At 30.1% G+C, this 17,394-nt stretch carries 13 protein-coding genes, 1 tRNA gene and 1 riboswitch; of the genes, 11 read left to right on the forward strand and 3 right to left on the reverse strand.

Going from position 1 to position 17,394, the window contains the following annotated elements; all coding sequences use genetic code 11:
- Window positions 1-184 precede the first annotated feature (184 nt).
- Entirely contained in the window at window positions 185-1,309 is a 1,125-nt protein-coding gene (locus G9F70_RS12465) for a hybrid sensor histidine kinase/response regulator (protein ID WP_164947071.1), read from the reverse strand.
- A 242-nt stretch (window positions 1,310-1,551) separates the two neighbouring features.
- Window positions 1,552-2,412: an SDR family oxidoreductase gene (locus G9F70_RS12470; protein WP_164947070.1), complete on the reverse strand. Its 861-nt coding sequence runs from the start codon at window positions 2,410-2,412 to the stop codon at window positions 1,552-1,554.
- Between the two features lie 298 nt (window positions 2,413-2,710).
- Between G9F70_RS12470 and G9F70_RS12475 the strand changes: the two genes are divergently transcribed.
- Complete coding sequence (locus G9F70_RS12475) at window positions 2,711-7,549, forward strand: S8 family serine peptidase (RefSeq protein WP_164947069.1); 4,839 nt, start codon at window positions 2,711-2,713, stop codon at window positions 7,547-7,549.
- A gap of 120 nt (window positions 7,550-7,669) precedes the next feature.
- Here G9F70_RS12475 and G9F70_RS12480 read toward each other — a convergent pair whose 3' ends face one another.
- On the reverse strand, window positions 7,670-8,680 hold the full coding sequence (locus tag G9F70_RS12480) for a patatin-like phospholipase family protein (RefSeq protein WP_164947068.1): 1,011 nt from the start codon (window positions 8,678-8,680) through the stop codon (window positions 7,670-7,672).
- Between the two features lie 136 nt (window positions 8,681-8,816).
- Here G9F70_RS12480 and G9F70_RS12485 point away from each other — a divergent pair, with 136 nt between their 5' ends.
- The 10 genes from G9F70_RS12485 to G9F70_RS12530 all read left to right on the forward strand — a co-directional run bounded on the left by G9F70_RS12485 (window position 8,817) and on the right by G9F70_RS12530 (window position 17,043).
- The gene (locus G9F70_RS12485) at window positions 8,817-9,116 is read left to right on the forward strand and encodes a hypothetical protein (protein WP_164947067.1); all 300 of its coding nucleotides are present in this window, start codon (window positions 8,817-8,819) and stop codon (window positions 9,114-9,116) included.
- Between the two features lie 77 nt (window positions 9,117-9,193).
- Window positions 9,194-9,301: riboswitch (TPP riboswitch) on the forward strand.
- A 133-nt stretch (window positions 9,302-9,434) separates the two neighbouring features.
- Window positions 9,435-9,725, forward strand: a complete 291-nt coding sequence (locus tag G9F70_RS12490; RefSeq protein ID WP_164947066.1) for an MTH1187 family thiamine-binding protein — start codon at window positions 9,435-9,437, stop codon at window positions 9,723-9,725.
- Entirely contained in the window at window positions 9,697-10,473 is a 777-nt protein-coding gene (locus G9F70_RS12495; protein WP_164947065.1) for an ABC transporter permease, read from the forward strand. The genes G9F70_RS12490 and G9F70_RS12495 overlap by 29 nt, the downstream gene beginning before the upstream one ends.
- Before the next feature lie 37 nt (window positions 10,474-10,510).
- Window positions 10,511-11,515, forward strand: coding sequence for an ABC transporter substrate-binding protein (locus G9F70_RS12500; RefSeq protein ID WP_125000768.1), 1,005 nt, complete (start codon window positions 10,511-10,513; stop codon window positions 11,513-11,515).
- Window positions 11,496-12,251: an ABC transporter ATP-binding protein gene (locus G9F70_RS12505; RefSeq protein WP_164947064.1), complete on the forward strand. Its 756-nt coding sequence runs from the start codon at window positions 11,496-11,498 to the stop codon at window positions 12,249-12,251. Before G9F70_RS12500 ends, G9F70_RS12505 begins: the two co-directional genes overlap by 20 nt.
- Before the next feature lie 213 nt (window positions 12,252-12,464).
- Entirely contained in the window at window positions 12,465-14,222 is a 1,758-nt protein-coding gene (locus G9F70_RS12510) for a helicase-related protein (protein ID WP_164947063.1), read from the forward strand.
- A gap of 167 nt (window positions 14,223-14,389) precedes the next feature.
- Window positions 14,390-14,572, forward strand: coding sequence for an alpha/beta-type small acid-soluble spore protein (locus G9F70_RS12515; RefSeq protein ID WP_164947062.1), 183 nt, complete (start codon window positions 14,390-14,392; stop codon window positions 14,570-14,572).
- A gap of 164 nt (window positions 14,573-14,736) precedes the next feature.
- Window positions 14,737-14,811: transfer RNA gene (locus G9F70_RS12520), tRNA-Glu, on the forward strand.
- 1,091 nt (window positions 14,812-15,902) lie between these two features.
- The gene (locus G9F70_RS12525; RefSeq protein WP_164947984.1) at window positions 15,903-16,451 is read left to right on the forward strand and encodes a hypothetical protein; all 549 of its coding nucleotides are present in this window, start codon (window positions 15,903-15,905) and stop codon (window positions 16,449-16,451) included.
- Window positions 16,452-16,569: 118 nt separating this feature from the next.
- On the forward strand, window positions 16,570-17,043 hold the full coding sequence (locus G9F70_RS12530) for a hypothetical protein (RefSeq protein ID WP_164947983.1): 474 nt from the start codon (window positions 16,570-16,572) through the stop codon (window positions 17,041-17,043).
- The last annotated feature ends 351 nt before the right edge of the window (window positions 17,044-17,394 follow it).

Raw genomic sequence — 17,394 nt, forward strand, 5'->3', positions numbered from 1 at the left:
TTGGAGGCGTTAGTAGTGAAGATTCTAACAAAAAATAGACCTAAAATTTTAGATTAATATAGCAAAATCAGAAGGTGTAGAATTTGAAACTCTATATAATAGGAAGGAGATAACTTGCGTTATCTCCTTCCTATTATTTAAATTTAAAATCTCAATTCCTGATTGGATATATTTTTTTCTATTCTTATATAAAAATATTTTCGCTAGGTATTGTGAATTTAAAGCAACTCCCTTGCCCCAGGGTGCTTATGGCCCAGATTTTGCCACTGTTTTTTTCTACTAACTCTTTACATAAAATTAATCCTAAACTTGTACCTGTTTCTCCCTCAGTTCCAACTGTGCCGTGCTTTATGTCAATTCGGAACAATTTGGAAAGAATACTGGGGTCCATTCCTACTCCAGTATCTGCAACTGAAACTTCTATAAAACCTGAATCTAAATAATTAGATGAAATTGTTATACATCCGCCTACATTTGTAAATTTTATTGCATTGGAAATTAAATTTCTCATTATAGTATGTATCATATCATAATCACAATTTATATTTTGTTTTGCTACGTCTATTTTCATAATGATTTTCTTTTGTGTAAAATTATATTTTAGTACTTCAACACAGTCTTTGACTAAATTTTGTAGTTCAAATTTCACAGGGGTAAAGGTCATAGTGCCTCTTTGTAAACTAGCCCAATCTAGTAAGTTTTCACATAATCTATATAAATTTATTGCTGTCTTATTCATATCTAATGCAAGCAGGGCTAACTCTTCTTTATCAAATTCTTCAATGGATTTGGAAAAAAAATCAGTTATTCCAATTAATCCATTAAAGGGTGATTTTAAATCATGTGCAATAATGGAAAAAAAATGATTCTTAGATATAATTGACTCCTCTAATTGTTTTTTTTGCTCCTTGATAATTTCCATAGATTCTTTTAATGCAAGGTGAATTTGAACTCTGGCTAATACTTCTTCCTTTTGAAAAGGTTTTGTAATAAAGTCTACTCCACCTGCCTTAAACCCACTTACCTTACTAGATATATCTGTAAGAGCACTAATGAATATAATTGGTATATTTTTTGTTTTTATACTTTTTTTTATTTCATAGCATAATTCTATTCCATTTAAACCAGGCATTATAATATCTAATAAAATAATATCTGGGGTATTTTCTAATAAGAAATTTAATGCTTCATATCCATTTCTAGCAATTGCAACTTTGTATCCTTTGCTATTTAAAATATCACTAATAATTTGTAAATTTAAAGAACTATCCTCCACAACTAAAATTAAAAATTGTTTTTGATTATTCATATTTACCCCCATTATAAATTCCACATTTATCTTACAATTAATTTTTATATTTAGATTATCAATATTTTTGATAGGTCATTACATCAAATTTTCAAGTGTAGTACAATATGTTTAAAAATATAGATTAATAACATAAATAACGCAACCACTTTCAGTTGAATGTGCAATAAATTTGCAAAAATAAAATGCTAAAAGAAAGAGGAGCAAATTAGAATAACAAATAGATAGTTATAACTAGTTTTTTAGTAGTTAAAATCTCTAAGACAATTTTTAATGCCATCTACAGTTTCGGGCAAATCAATACCATATTTTTTTAATTTATCATTACTTATTCGAAGGTCCCTTGGATGGTCATTATATCTATCAGTATCTTTTTCTAAATAATTATCTGCTTTATGACCTAATCCAATTTCTTTTAATATGAGCAATGCTATATCATAAGTGCTTAAATCATTCTCACTTCCTGTGTGATAAATGCCATAAGGAAAATCTAAAATTTTATGGAAATTTTCTATTAAATCATAAACATAAGTCATCCCTCTAAATTCATTTACGGGTAATTTTATTGTCTTATCTTTTAAAACAGAAGATACGACATTCCATAGAATATTAGAACTTACCCTGCAATTTTTTTCTGGAAATCCAAATAACCAACTAAATCTTAAAATCCATAGTTCATCAATAATTCCTTTTAATTCATCTTCAGATTGGAGTTTATGTTTTCCGTAAACTGTATTAGGCATTGGAATATGATTTTCATTATAGGGGCCTGATTCTAAATTACCATTAAAAATTTGTTCAGAACTTAAATATACTAATTTAGATTTTGTTAAACTACAAGCTTTAGCAATGTTAATTGAACCTTTAACATTTATTTCATATGATAGTTCTGGATTTCTTTCACACAAACCTGTGTCAGCAATGGCGGCAGTATGTATTACATAGTCAGGTTTAAAATTTCGAATTATTTCTAAACACTTGCTTTCATCTGTTATATCTAAGTCACTATGGGTTAATGGAAGTATATCGTATTTATTTTTATAATATGTATAGAACCTTGATGCAAAGAAACCATTAGCACCTGTTAATAATATCTTTTTCATTTAAATCACCTCGTTTTTTTCTTTATAACCATAATATCATAAATTTTGAATTGTGACTAAACTTATATGTATGTTAAGTTGTTACTTTACTTTTAAATTAATATATAAGCCAGGCTGTAATGACAAAATTTAATATTTCGATAGGTAATTAAAACAATGCTGATCCTGTTGTAAATTTAAAGAATATTTATAAAAATAAGAAAAAGTTTGAAAAAGCATATTATTTATGGTAATCTTAAATAGTTATATTTTACATAAAAAACAATTTATGTAATTAATATTTAATGGGGGGCTTAATATGAAGAAAAAAATTTATAAGCTGTTGACCGCATTTGTATTTCTAATCTTTGCCATAGGAGCATTCGCGATGAACGTTCCAAATGATGCAATGGCAACGACACTTGAGAAAGATCAAAAACATGAACTGCAAAGAGAGCCTTACAAGGAGGGAAATCTAGAGGAACAAAACGACTTAGATAAAATAGTAAGGGTTATAGTTCAGATGAAAGAAGAACCAGTGGTTAAAAATAAAAATACTACTGAATACTCGATTTTAAAAAATCAGCAGCCGGTTAAACAACAAGTTATGCTACTTGAAGGTGCAAATTTAAGACACTCATATGGATATCTTGTAAATGGATTCAGTATGGATATAAAGATAAGTGAAATACCAAAGATAGAAAAAATGTATGGAGTGAAAAGTGTTAGGGAAGTTACTGTGTATGAGCCATGCATGACCACAGCAAAAGAATTGACACAGGTATATCAAACTTGGGAAAATCTAAAAATTAAAGGTGAAGGAATGGTTGTAGCTGTAATAGACTCTGGTATAGATGTAAATCATAAAGATATGCGTCTAACTGATGAGTCCACAGCTGCATTGTCCAAAGAGGCTGTGGGTAAAACCATTATTGAAAAAGGATTAAAAGGGAAATATTTCACAACAAAAGTTCCTTACGCATATAATTATGCAGAGGATAGTGTGGATGTAAAAGATACAAAAGATAGTACAAGTCATGGTATGCATGTTGCAGGCATTGTAGGGGCAAACGGTAAAGCCGCGGATGTGGCAAAGACAGAGGCAATCCAAGGGGTAGCTCCTGAGTGTCAAATAATTGCCATGAAAGTCTTTGCGAATAAAGGAACGTCTACGGGAGCATCATCAGATGATATTGTTAAAGCAATAGAAGATTCAGTTAAATTGCGGGTAGATGTGATTAATATGAGTTTAGGATCCACAGGAGGATTTCAAACTGATGATGACGCAGAACAAATAGCTATAAAAAATGCTACAGATGCTGGTGTAGTTGTGGTTGTATCTGCAGGGAATTCTTATTATTCAACATACCCTAAGAGAATACCAGGACTCGTAGATATAGGGCTAGTTGGTACACCTGGTATTGCTAAGGATGCATTACAGGTTGCATCTTACGAAAATATAAAAATAACAACAGTAGGTTTTGAATATACATCTTTAAACGATTCTGGAAAAATGGTTTATTCAGTCAGCGAAGAAGCTGATCCAATAAAGGTCTTAAAAGATCCTAATGGGTATGAGTTAGTTTATTGTGAACAAGGAAACAAAGATGGAGACTATAGACCAGGTGAGTTAAAGGGGAAAATAGCTTTAATTGAAAAAACAGATGGAACCTATGGAGAAAGGAAGCTTAAAGCGCAAAAGGCAGGAGCCGTAGGGACTATTATTTATAGTACCGATGGTAACGAAGGATTGGTTAATGTTTCTGTAAAAGAAGGAGCTACAATACCTTGCGTTTATGTAGGACATGCTTCTGGAACAACTCTCAGAGAGTTAATATCTAAAGGATTAAAAATTAAATTTACTGGCGATATTATAGTGCAGAAAAACGGTGACGGCAATAGTATGTCAGGTTTTTCATCTTGGGGACCAGCCCCCAATTTAGAATTCAAACCACAAATAACAGGAATTGGTGGAAATATCAACTCCACATTAAATGATAATAAATATGGGCTTATGGGTGGTACCTCTATGTCATCACCACATGTAGCTGGAGGAGAAGCACTTATATTACAGGGAATAAAAGCAAATAAGAAAATATCACTAAAAGGTAGAGAATTAGTAGATTTTACGAAAAGCACATCTATAAATACTTCACTGCCTATTATGGACAAAAATCACAATGAAGTACCTTATTCGCCTAGAAGACAAGGGGCAGGATTAATTCAACTAAAAGATGCTATTGCTAATAGAGTTATTGCAAAAGGCAAAGATGGTAGCCTTATGTTAGCTTTAAAAGAAATAGCTAAGGAAAAATCCTTTGAAGTAATATTAAAGAATTATTCAAATGAAGATATAACTTATAATGTAAATTGTATCTCAGGAGTTTTAACTGAGGATAATAATAAACTAGATACTACAGGTAATACTACTTTTCCATTTGACGTAAAAATACAAGGTTCATCCTTAACTTTTGAAAAAGATGGGAACTATGTATTAGTGGATGGAACCTCAGCTATAAGGGTTCCATCAAATGGAAATACAACATTAACCTTCAAAATTACTCTTCCAGATAACTTTGCTACAGAGCAGTTTGTAGAAGGTTTTATAAGATTTGAATCTAGAGATAAAGAAACTATTCCTTCAGTAGGAATTCCTTTCATGGGATTCTATGGAAACTGGAGCAAGCCAATTGTAATTGATGCACCAGCATGGGAAGGGGAGGCATCAGTAACTAAAAAAAGTTTTCTTATAGAGTCAGCCACAGATGGACTTTACGTTTCAGGTTATACTGGTAAGGATGCAGAAGGAAATTACATTATAGATAAAGAAAAAATATTTATTTCTCCAAATGGCGATGGAAAGTTTGATAATGTAATTCCAGAATTATTTTTCTTTAGAAATGTAAAAACAGTAGAGGGAGATATAGAAAATAGTCTTGGCAAGGTTGTAAAAACTTTTACTGCAAAAGAGAATGTAAGAAAAGCTGAAGGGTTAGAAGGTGAAAAAGCTAAAGCAGCACGGTTACTTAATTTAAAATGGGACGGCAAACTTGATGATGGGAATATAGCACCAGATGGTCAATATAAATTTGTGGTAAAATCAACAGTTGATTTAAAAGGTTCACAGCCTCAACAGTATTATTTGCCAGTAAAAATTGATGGTACAGCACCAAAATTAGAGATTACTTCACCCAAAACTACGGAAACTAAAAAATATACAGTACAATTTAAAGCAGAGGACGAATTTTTAGGATTAGGTAAAGTGGTTGTTAATTTGAATGGTAAAGATATGGATAAAACATTAATAAAAAAAACAAACAATGTATTTAGTTGCGAAGTGGAATTAATTGACGGATATAACAAAATAAATGTATCTGCTTATGATTTAGGAGAAAATAAAATTATCAAAGAACTTATTATTAAGTTTGGTAATGTAGCACAAGACAAAGAGCCTCCAACAATAGAATTAGCTTCTAAACCAGGTTCTACTACAAGTGATTATATCTTCATGTGTAAGGTAACAGATGCGGGGTCTGGAGTAGCGTCAGTTTCTATTGCATTTAATGGAGAAAAAATAGACAGTTCATTAATTAGTAGAATTGGTGATATGTATAGCTACAAGACAATTTTAAAGACTGCAAATAATATAATAAAAGTAACAGCAGAAGACAATGAAAAAAATATAGCAAGTAAGGAATTTAATATTGGAGTTAAAGAAGATAAAGAAGGTCCAATTGTTGAATTATTATCACCGTCTATATCATCTACAAAAGAATATAAATTAAAATTCAAGATGATGGATGAATTATCTGATGTTGATTTTTACTTAGTATATTTTAATGATAAAATTATGAGTAGTTCAAGTATTAAAAAAGATGGAGACATTTATTCTTCTGATTTAGAATTGCTTCAAGGTGATAATATAATAAAAATAAGTGTATATGATAAATTAAACAATGTTACAAGAAAGAGTTTTATAATTAAAATGGGAGATCTATCTAAAGATAGTGTAGCTCCAAAAATTGAATTGAAATCATCTAATGTATCAAATGTAAGTAAGTATATATTTAGTGCTAATATTACGGATGATTTATCAGGTGTTTCTAAGGTTTCTATATTGTTAAATAATGTACAAATAAATAGTGCTAAAATTGTTAAAACTGGAGATGTTTATAGTTCAGAACTAGAATTAAAAGAAGGAGAAAACAAAATAAAAGTAGTGGCCACTGATATTGCAAAAAATGAAGCGACTAAAGAATTAAGTGTTAAATATGATAAAGGTAGTAGCGGAGAAGACAAAGAAGGCCCAAACGTTGAATTAGTTTCAGGAAAAAATTCAAATATAAGTAAATATAAATTACAATGCAAGATAACAGATCCATCAGGTATAAATTATGTAGCATATAAAGTAAATGGTATAAGAAAAAGTACAATAACTGGAAATGTAACTATTGATGGAGACATATATAGTTGTGACTTAGACTTAGTGCAAGGTGATAATAAAATTGAAGTAAGTGCTAAAGATAATAAGGATAATTATAGTTTTCCTGAGTTTATTGTGAAACACGAAACATCAATAGCTGATGTTATAGCACCAAAAATAGATTTAACTTCATCAGATAAATCAAGTTTAAGTAAGTATGCATTAAATATTAAGATTACCGATGAGTTATCCGGTGTAGCTAAGGTCTCTATGTGGTTAAATGATGTGGAAATAGCTAGTGCTCAAGTTATTAAAACTGGAGATGCCTATAGTACAGAGTTATACCTAAAAGAAGGAGAAAACAAAATAAAAGTGACAGCTACAGATAAGCAAGGAAATGTAAGTAATAAAGAATGTGTAATTATTTACACAAAAGGATTATCAATAAAATTGAAAAACAGTATTATTGATAATGGAGAAGCAAAAATATCATTTGAAGTGATAAACCCTACTGAAAAACCTGAAAGTATAACTTTGATTATCGGATTATTTGATAATTATAATAAGCTTATTTCATACAAAGTTGTAAATGGTCAGGTAGGTAAAAATGAGCAAATTATGTTATCAGAAAAAATACAATTAACACCAAATGGAACTCGTATAAAATGCTTTATATGGGACAGTCTTGAAGGTATGAAGCCATTTATAGATGCAACTGAAATAATTGTACATTAAGAGTGCTAAGACAATATAAAATTTTTGCAATTGCATAAAGTAAATTGATTAGAAAAACAGCCCTGTATAATGTATAGGAGCTGTTTTTCTTCTTTTAATTTCACAGATGAAACATATGCTTTATTTAGAAGAATTACTTCTAAGGAGTGAATGCTTTTTATAATTAACTTCCCAATTTTTAAGGAAATCATAGGCACAAACTTCACCAGAATCATATAAATCCATAATTTTTTTATTAGAAATATTAAAGTCTGTGGTTTTAATATCAAGAGTATTGATTTTTACAGTTCGTAGATAATCCATTTCTCTTATATGAATATCATCCTGTGCTTCTAACATAGTCTCAATAATTGAACTAGTGAAATTCAAAATATTTGTGATTTTATGTTCTCGGATTTCTTTGTTTCCTCCTAGCTTAAAACCAATGGTTGGCCACCTGGGGATGCCATTTACATCAAAAATCCAAACTGGGTAATTACTTAGAACCCCGCCATCAACAATGAAAGACTTTTTATTAGAATTTGCATCATTTAAATTTACAGGTTGAAAAAAATAGGGAATAGATATACTCATTCTAATTGCCAAACTTACTTCCAAATCATCAGGATTTATACCGTATTCAGCAATGTCTTCTGGCAATATTAGCATCTTCCCACGGCTAATATCCGTTGCTATAATATGAAGCTTGTATTTTCTTTTATACTTCTTATTATTTAAAAGAATCCCTTTTTCTTCTGGGATAATCAAGTCTCCAAAGGTTACTTTTTTTTCGTTTTTAAGCTGAAGTTTATTTAAAAGAGCTTCATCAATCCAGTTTTTCAAATAATCACCTTTAAAAATGCCTTTTTTAAATAGTAGATTGCAAGTATTAGATAATATAGGAATATTAAAATGACTTTTATCAGCAATTCTCTTGTAGTCAATTTGTATCATTAATTTTTTTATTTCTTCAGCGCAGTAACCCGCTGCAACTAGTGCAGCAACAATAGAACCAGCAGAGTTTCCTGAAATATTCTTCCACGCATACCCATTATCCTCAAATGTTTTTAAGGCACCTACAAGACCAATGCCTTTAACCCCACCACCTTCAAACACTACATCTGCAAATTTTCTCTTATTATAAATGTCCATATATAACACCCCTTTATGAGTAATATATGAACAAGTAGATTTCCATGACCTATATTATCGAAAATAAATTATATTTACACCCTTGTTTATGAAAAGAATATCATATATTATAATGATTTTATAAAAGAGGCAATCAATGAAAAATATAGAAGAATACACACCTTGTGAATTAGCTACATTAGCAACAGTAGTAGGGATTTTAATTGCTGAAAAGCTTAATGTTAATCAACAAAATGTAGTAGGAAATTTTTTAGTAGGTGTAGCACAGATCATTTTGATAATTGCAGCTCAAGCTCAAAATCTCCAAGCGCAGCAAAATACCCAATGTGGAGATAATGGGAAAAATGATACTAAGGGTAGCAATAAGGATTTGCAAAAACAAATAGACGAACTTAAAGAACATATCAAAAATTTTGAAAACAATATGAGCAATTAAGAAAAATCAATAATATCTTAAAATTCTTTGACATTAAAAGAAACTTAAGGTAATATGAATTTGTAAAGTAACTAAACATTAAAAATTAGGGGAGTCAATATTTTGTCTGAGAGGAAACATTTATGTTTCGACCCTTATAACCTGAATTGGGTAATGCCGGCGGAGGGAAAATATGATTTGCACTTAGTTTTAAATAAGACTTTATAACGGTGCAAAGTTATAGGATTAAAAAACCCTTCGTTCAATTAAGAGCTAAGGGTTTATTTTATTTTATTTTAATAATGCATCACCCTAGGTGATGACTAAGGAGGAATTTAAATGTCAGTTGTAAATGTAAGTCTTCAAGTTATACCAGTGGTGGCAGAGGAAAGAATCTACCCTGTGGTAGACAAGGTTATAGAGTATATTCAAGCTAGTGGAGTAAAATATGAGGTAGGACCAATGGAAACTACTATGGAGGGTGAACTAGATGAGCTTTTGGATATAGTAAAAATGGCTCAAGAAATTTGTGTAGAGCAAGGAGCGGCTAGAGTTGTTTCTATAGTAAAAATAGATTATAAAGCTGAAGGCGTGACTATGAATGAAAAAACATATAAATATAGAAAATAAACTCATTCCTGTATTTTTCCAATTAGTAATTCTTTTTATATGGCAGATAGCTATAGATAAGTGGAAGGTTCCACAGTACATATTGCCTTCACCAAAAGACATTATTATTACCTTAGTTAATATATTGCCTAGTATTACTAAACATATTTATGCAACATTATGTGAAGCCTTGATTGGATTCACAATATCAATTTTGCTCGCATTAATTTTAGCTATATTAATGGACAATGTAAAGCTTATCAAAAAATGCGTATATCCAATTTTAGTAGTATCTCAAACCATTCCTATTATTGCTTTAGCACCACTTTTTGTAATATGGTTTGGTTTTGGAACATTGCCTAAGATTATTGTGGTAGTACTAGTATGTTTTTTTCCTATAGTTATTAGTTTGATGGATGGTTTAGAATCAGTGGACATGGATATGATAAACCTTTTAAAGACCATGGGAGCTAGTAAGTTTAAAATTTTTACAATGGTAAAGCTACCAGCCTCTACTGTGAATTTTTTTTCAGGCCTTAGAATAGCTGCGACCTATAGCATTATGGGGGCAGTTATTGGAGAATGGCTAGGAGGAGATAAGGGCCTTGGGGTATATATGATTAGAGCTAAAAATTCATATGCCCTTGATAAAGTTTTTGCAGTAATTATAATTATTGTATTATTAAGCATGGGACTATTTGGGCTCTTGTATTTATTACAATATTTTTTTACTCCTTGGAGTAGAAATAAAGCAGATAAGAAAAACTAAACTTATATAATATTTTATTCTACTTGGAGGTAATAAAATGCTAAAGAAATCAATTTCATTATTATTAATAGCTTCAATGACTGCAGTTTTATTTGTAGGTTGTGGTACAAAAAAAGAAAGTGTAACTAAGGAAGAAACCTTAAAAAAGGTTACAGTTATTTTAGATTGGGTACCAAATACTAATCATACTGGATTATATGTAGCAAAAGACAATGGATATTTTAAAGAACAAGGACTTGATGTGGAGATCATCCAGCCTGCACAGGGAAGTACTTCAACTTTAATTGCTGCAGGTAAAGGAGATTTTGGTATAAGCTATCAAGAAGATGTAACTTATGCTAGAAGTGCTAAAGATCCACTTCCAATAAAGGCTATAGCTACAATAATTCAACACAACACTTCAGGATTTGCAGCACCTGTGGGGAAAAACATTAAGTCGCCCAAGGATTTTGAAGGTAAAACCTATGGTGGATGGGGATCTCCTTCCGAAACTGCAATATTAAAAGCCCTTATGAAAAAAGATAATGCGGATTTTTCAAAATTAAAGACAGTGGATGCAGGAGCAGAGGATTTCTTTGCTGTAACTAAGAAAAATATTGATTTTGAATGGATATTTTATGGATGGACAGGAATAGAAGCTAAGCTTAAAAATATTCCTATTGACTATATTGATATTGGAAAATTAAATAATGATTTAGACTATTATACTCCAGTAATTATAGCTAATGAAAATAAATTAAAAGAAAATCCAGAAATAGCAAAGAAATTTTTAAAAGCTGTTACAAAAGGATATGAATATTGTATGGAAAAACCTGAGGAAAGTGCTAAAATTTTATTGAAAAATGCACCAGAGACAGATAAAGCTCTTGCTATAGAGAGTCAAAAATATTTAAAGGGACAGTATAAAGCTGAAGCTAAAAGATGGGGTGAAATGAAAGAATCAGTTTGGAATAATTACACCAAATTTCTTTTAGACAGAAAGCTTATACAAAAAGATATGAAGGCAAGTGAGGCATTTACTAATGAGTACTTACCAAACTAGTAATGAAAAATTAAAGGTATCAAATATTAAAAAAACCTTTGGAAGTATGGATATAATAAATGATGTTTCCTTTTATGCCAGTGAAAATGAATTTATAAGTTTACTCGGACCAAGTGGCAGTGGTAAAAGTACTATTTTCAATATTATATCAGGTCTTTTACTTCAAGATTCAGGTGAAATTATAATTGACGGACGAGAATGCCATGGTAATATTGAAAAGGTAAGTTATATGCATCAAAAGGACTTGCTATTACCTTGGAAAAATATTGTGGACAATACTACACTTTCTCTTATAATAAAAGGGAAATCTAAAAAAGAGGCAAGGGCCGAGGTGCTTACTCATTTTAAAACTTTTGGACTCCAGGGCTTTGAATATAAATATCCATTTCAGCTTTCCGGAGGTATGAGGCAAAGAGCCGCATTACTTAGAACATATATGTCATCCTCGGATATTATGCTGCTAGATGAGCCTTTTGGTGCACTTGATGCAATTACTAGATCAAAGATGCACTATTGGCTAATAGACGTGATTAAAGAACTAAAAGCTACCATAATATTTATAACTCATGATATTGAGGAAGCAATATTTTTATCTGATAGAATATATGTATTATCAGATAAACCAGCAACTATAAAAAAAGAAATAATTGTTGATTTACCTAAAAATAGAACTGCGGATATAGTTACATCAGAAAAATTCAATGAAATAAAGAGAATTATTTTACAAACATTATAAGGAATCTTAAAAAACAACCCAATAAAACATCCACCTTAAAATAATTAAGTTGGGTGTTTTATCTTTATGTGCCTAAAAAAGGTATGAAAAATTAGTATTGTGATAAAATATAATATTAAGTCACATGGAGATAAATACTAAGTCAATATAAATCGCATTTTTGACTTGGTATTTATCTTCATGTTCCTAGCTACTGAATATTGGAGGAAAGAAATGAAAAAAGGAGCGCTAGAAAGAAATTTCATAAAACTAAAAAGTCAGTTTTCACAGATTAAAGAAATAGCAGTACACACTAAGTCAAATGCCTTGTGGGAACATGAAGCAGCGGTAAGAAAGAAATTAAAGGAACTAAAGGCGTTTAAGAGTGAAAATTTCAAAGACTATAAAAGGGTTTATGAAAATTATTCACAGTTACTGGAATATATATCAATAAGGCTTGTGGATGATTACAATAAGAAAAATAATACAAACTTTAATTTTGATATAATCTCAAAGAATAAGGGTGAAAGCTATTTAAAATCTGGAATTATAAGTGTATTAATAACTGAGCATATTCCTGAAATTATATCTAGTGAATTTGAACGTGTGTTTCCAACTAACCCTAAAGATGAATATGAGGGAACAAGGAAATTCAAGAGAAAATTTTATCTCCATTTAGGTGAAACTAATACGGGAAAAACCTATAATGCCATGATGCGGCTTAAAGAGTCAACAAGTGGAATTTATCTTTCTCCACTAAGAATATTAGCACTTGAGAACTTCGAAAGATTAAATAGCCAAGGCGTAAAATGTAACCTTGCAACTGGAGAAGAAGAAATAAATATTGAAGATGCTGCGCACATTTGCTGTACTATAGAAAAATTAGATATAAGGGAGGAGTATGAAGTTGGTATTATAGATGAAATTCAAATGATCGATAATGACCAAAGGGGAGCTGCTTGGACTAGAGCTGTTTTAGCATTAAAAAGTAAAGAGATACACATTTGCGGAGCAATAAATGCAAAGGATTTGCTTATAGAAATAATAGAGGATTGCGGAGAGGAGTACGAGATTATTGAGTACAAAAGAGATGTCCCTCTTGTAATGGAAGATAACTCTTTTGTATATAAGAGTATTCAAGAAGGCGATGCACTTGTTACATTTTCAAAGAAGAAAGTGTTAGAACTAGCTTATCATTACTCGAATTTAGGTATAAAAGTAAGTTTAATCTATGGAGATTTGCCACCAGAGGTGAGAAAAAAACAGTACAATCAGTTTATTAACAAGGAAAGCACAATTTTAGTATCCACTGATGCCATAGGTATGGGGGTAAATCTTCCTATAAAAAGGATAGTATTTATGGATATTAAAAAGTTTGATGGTAATGAGATAAGATATTTAAATTCTCAAGAAGTTAAACAAATAGCGGGAAGAGCAGGTAGAAAAGGAATATATGAAGTTGGATATGTAGCATCTTATGGTAACACTCAAGATTTTATAAGAGAAAGCTTAGATACAAAGGATAAAACTATTGAAGAAGCAGTAATAGGGCCAAGTGAGGCTATATTAAAGATCAGTTCTCTTTCCCTTAGAGAAAAATTAGCTTTATGGAGTACAAAAGAAGAAAAAACGCCTTTTTATAGAAAAATGGATATAAGCGAGTATTTGGTAGTATTAGATAATTTAAGGCATTATAAATTGGAGGAAAGAATTCAGTGGAGACTACTAAAAATTCCTTTTGATGTATCTAATGATAAAATGATGAATGCATTTTTAAGCTATGTGGATGAATTGTTCATAGCTAAAAAAGAGATTATCTCAAAACCACAGTGTCATTTAGAAGACCTTTATGAATTAGAACTTTACTACCAAAAAATAAATCTTTATTATTCATTTTCAAAAGTATGTAAATTGAATTTTGATGAACAATGGGTATATGCGAATAGGATAAAAGTTAGCGATGATATTAACAGCATATTAAAGAGCATATAAAATAAATATTAAAGTCACTGATTTTTCTAGGCAATAGCATTTAGAGGTAGATTGGTTTTGATATTCTCTTTTTGCCATTAATACCATTAAAATAAGGTTATAAAATTTATTAAATGTGTACATTATATTAGTACAACAAACAAAATGTTTAAAGGAGGTTACATAATATGCCATACAGAAGTTTAGTACCAGAATCAAAAGCAGGACTAAATAAATTCAAAATGGAAACTGCAAATCAGTTAGGAGTAAGCTTTACAGACTATAATGGTGACTTAACATCAAGACAATGTGGCTCAGTTGGTGGAGAAACGGTTAAAAAAATGGTAGAGCAATACGAAAGAAATTTATAAATTTAATTAAATAGGGTGTGCAGCAAAGTTGCATACCTTGTTTTTTTGTAGTAAATACAAAAAAATGCAATTTGAATTTATAATAATCAATTGATTATCTATTCAGTTTATCTATTTGACTTATGGTATATAAAAGGATATAATAAATCTCGTAGTGTTAATACGGCTCCTTGGTCAAGAGGTTAAGACGCCACCCTCTCACGGTGGATTCAGGGGTTCAATTCCCCTAGGAGTCACCAAAACATAAACGTTAATATAGCAGGCTTTACAGCAATGTAAAGCCTGCTATATTTTTGTTTCCCACAATTTTAACACATAAGTTTCAGAAAGGTTTAGAATGTATTGGGTAAATATATGGAGGGGCTAGTCATAACGATGACTTATGGATTGCTGTGTTTGAAATTGCTAAAAGATTGAATTTATCTATGAATATTCAAGAACTAAAAGCCATTTATGTAAATGGGTCATAACTTAGACAAAAAGCATCGGTTAGATATCGGTGTTTTTTTGTTGTTTCTTAATATTAAAGAAAAGTTAAGATGGATTGTTTAGTAAATAACGAGTTATTTTGGTTTATTATACAAATTTAGAAGGAATATGATAGAATGATGTAGAAATTATAAATGAGAGGTTTTACATCCATTAATTAACACCATAAGCAAATTAATTACTTTATATGCCTTCTAATTTAGATTGTACTTATTATAGATAATGCCTAAACTGTTGATTTTACTTAGTATGTAAATAAATGTTAGCATTTTTGCTCGTTTATAGGTAGAAAGATTGTTAGTAGAATGTTTTAGAAGTATTTATGAGTATTATGTCTAAAATGGGAAGTCAAAAAAATGTAAAACTTGATAGGTGTAGGGCATGATGTTAGTATAGAGAGAATTACTATATCTCATCTTACTACAAGAAGAAGTCTTAAAGAATTAGAAGAAAATCATATTAGGAATTTGTTTAATACATTAGCAGAACAGACAACATTGAGTAGTCATTTTAGTAAACATAATATTACATTTAAAAAGTATAAGGGAATTTTACAACATCTGCATTCATGGTACCATATTTCTGCGGCAAAGAGGGAGAAGGTATATTTCGCACGGTTTTTAACCAATTTATGCTTCTGTGGATTATTTCCAATGTCTTTTCTTTTTCCGTAATATCTCCAATAAATAAGTGTGCTTTTAACCTTTTTCTATCGGGTATACTTGCATCCTCAACATGATTTACTTTATATTCTTTCTCTGAAGAAATAGTGCAAGAAAAATATTATATAATCTTATTAAATGATACGTTGAATAATATTTTGATTTCTTTGGGATGTGGATTGATTACATCGGTCATTGTTACTATGTTATGTGAGCAAGCAAATGAAAGAGTAAATATTAAACAAAAAGAACTAATGAAGAGTAATATTTTAATGGATTTTACTGAATTAATAAATTTTTATTTTAATGATGGATTGGAGTGTATTAACTTAAAAGATATCTTAAATAATGATTTTGGGCTTGATGCAAATGTTAAAATAAATCAGTATATATTACTTGGAATAATGTTCTATAATGAAGATGAATTTCGTTATTTAAATAACTTACAAGGATATTCAAACAGTTTAAGTGAAACGATTAGAGAAAATAATATTAAAAAATTGTATGATGGATATTCAGAAATATTTGATGATGCATTAGGATGGGATTTTTCTATGGGACCATATTCAAATGAAAAGAAAGTTTTTAAAATATGTAATACATTGAAAAAACCTATATCAACAATAAATGCGGATAAAATATTAGAATTCGTTTTTGTATATTTGAATTACACTAAATATATAAAAGATTTTCAAAGGGTATTTAACTATATAAAAAGTGATGAATAAAGATATTTATATAAGATAATTTCAGTTCGAGAAGAAATTGTACAAGTATGACGTTTGTTTGAATAAATTACAGTTTAAAGGTTGAGTAATATAAATAGTAATTTAGGGGGTTGTTTCTATGCTAAATGTAAAAGATAAAGAAACTTTCCAGATAAGCATGGAAGATATTATTGGAGAATTAGAAAACTCCGAGTATAAGGAGAGATATGAAATATATGATACCTATCTTGGGCAAGATGCCGATAGATGGCGCAGAGGATATAAATCCAAATTTCAACAGTCGTTGGTAGATGATAATTTAATGTATTTTGCCTATATAAAGTTTTATGTAGGCGGGGAAAAAAAATATGCCTTGGTTGCCGGTAAAAGTGGTTCGTATACTGTTAATAATAGTTCCGGTTGTGATCTTGGTTTTTATTTATATCCACAAAAGGGCTCTGCAAAAAAATGGCTATACGACAATGAAAAGCAGTGGTGCCAAACGGAATTTCTGGTTATAGCAACTAATGTAGAAGAAAAAGAAAAAAGTTGCAAAGAGGCAGAGGCGATTGAAAAATATTTAGTGCGTACTTTCGGGCTTTTTGAGAGTTGATTAAACGAATGCCAAATTCCAATTTATCATTAAGTTGATTCACAAGCTCTTATATGAAGAACAAAGCCCAAAGGATCTAAGGGGTATAGTTAACGAATAAAGAGTAGTGGAAATGGCATATTAATTAAAGTTTTATTTTCGCACTAATTTGTTAATTAATAGTAGATTGCGAAAAAATAATTATTAAGTATAGATTATACAATATGTAGATAAATAGTAATTTGTCGAGCAGTACAAAATGAAGTGATTGCTCATTAAAGATGTCATAGATACACACGGATAATTGAAAAATCTATGTGTATGTCTATTTTGGAGAGAGGTAGAGAAAACTTTGATGAAATAGAAGAACAG

It is taken from the genome of Clostridium sp. FP1 (assembly GCF_011065975.2).
Taxonomy (GTDB): Bacteria; Bacillota; Clostridia; order Clostridiales; family Clostridiaceae; genus Clostridium_AD; species Clostridium_AD tagluense.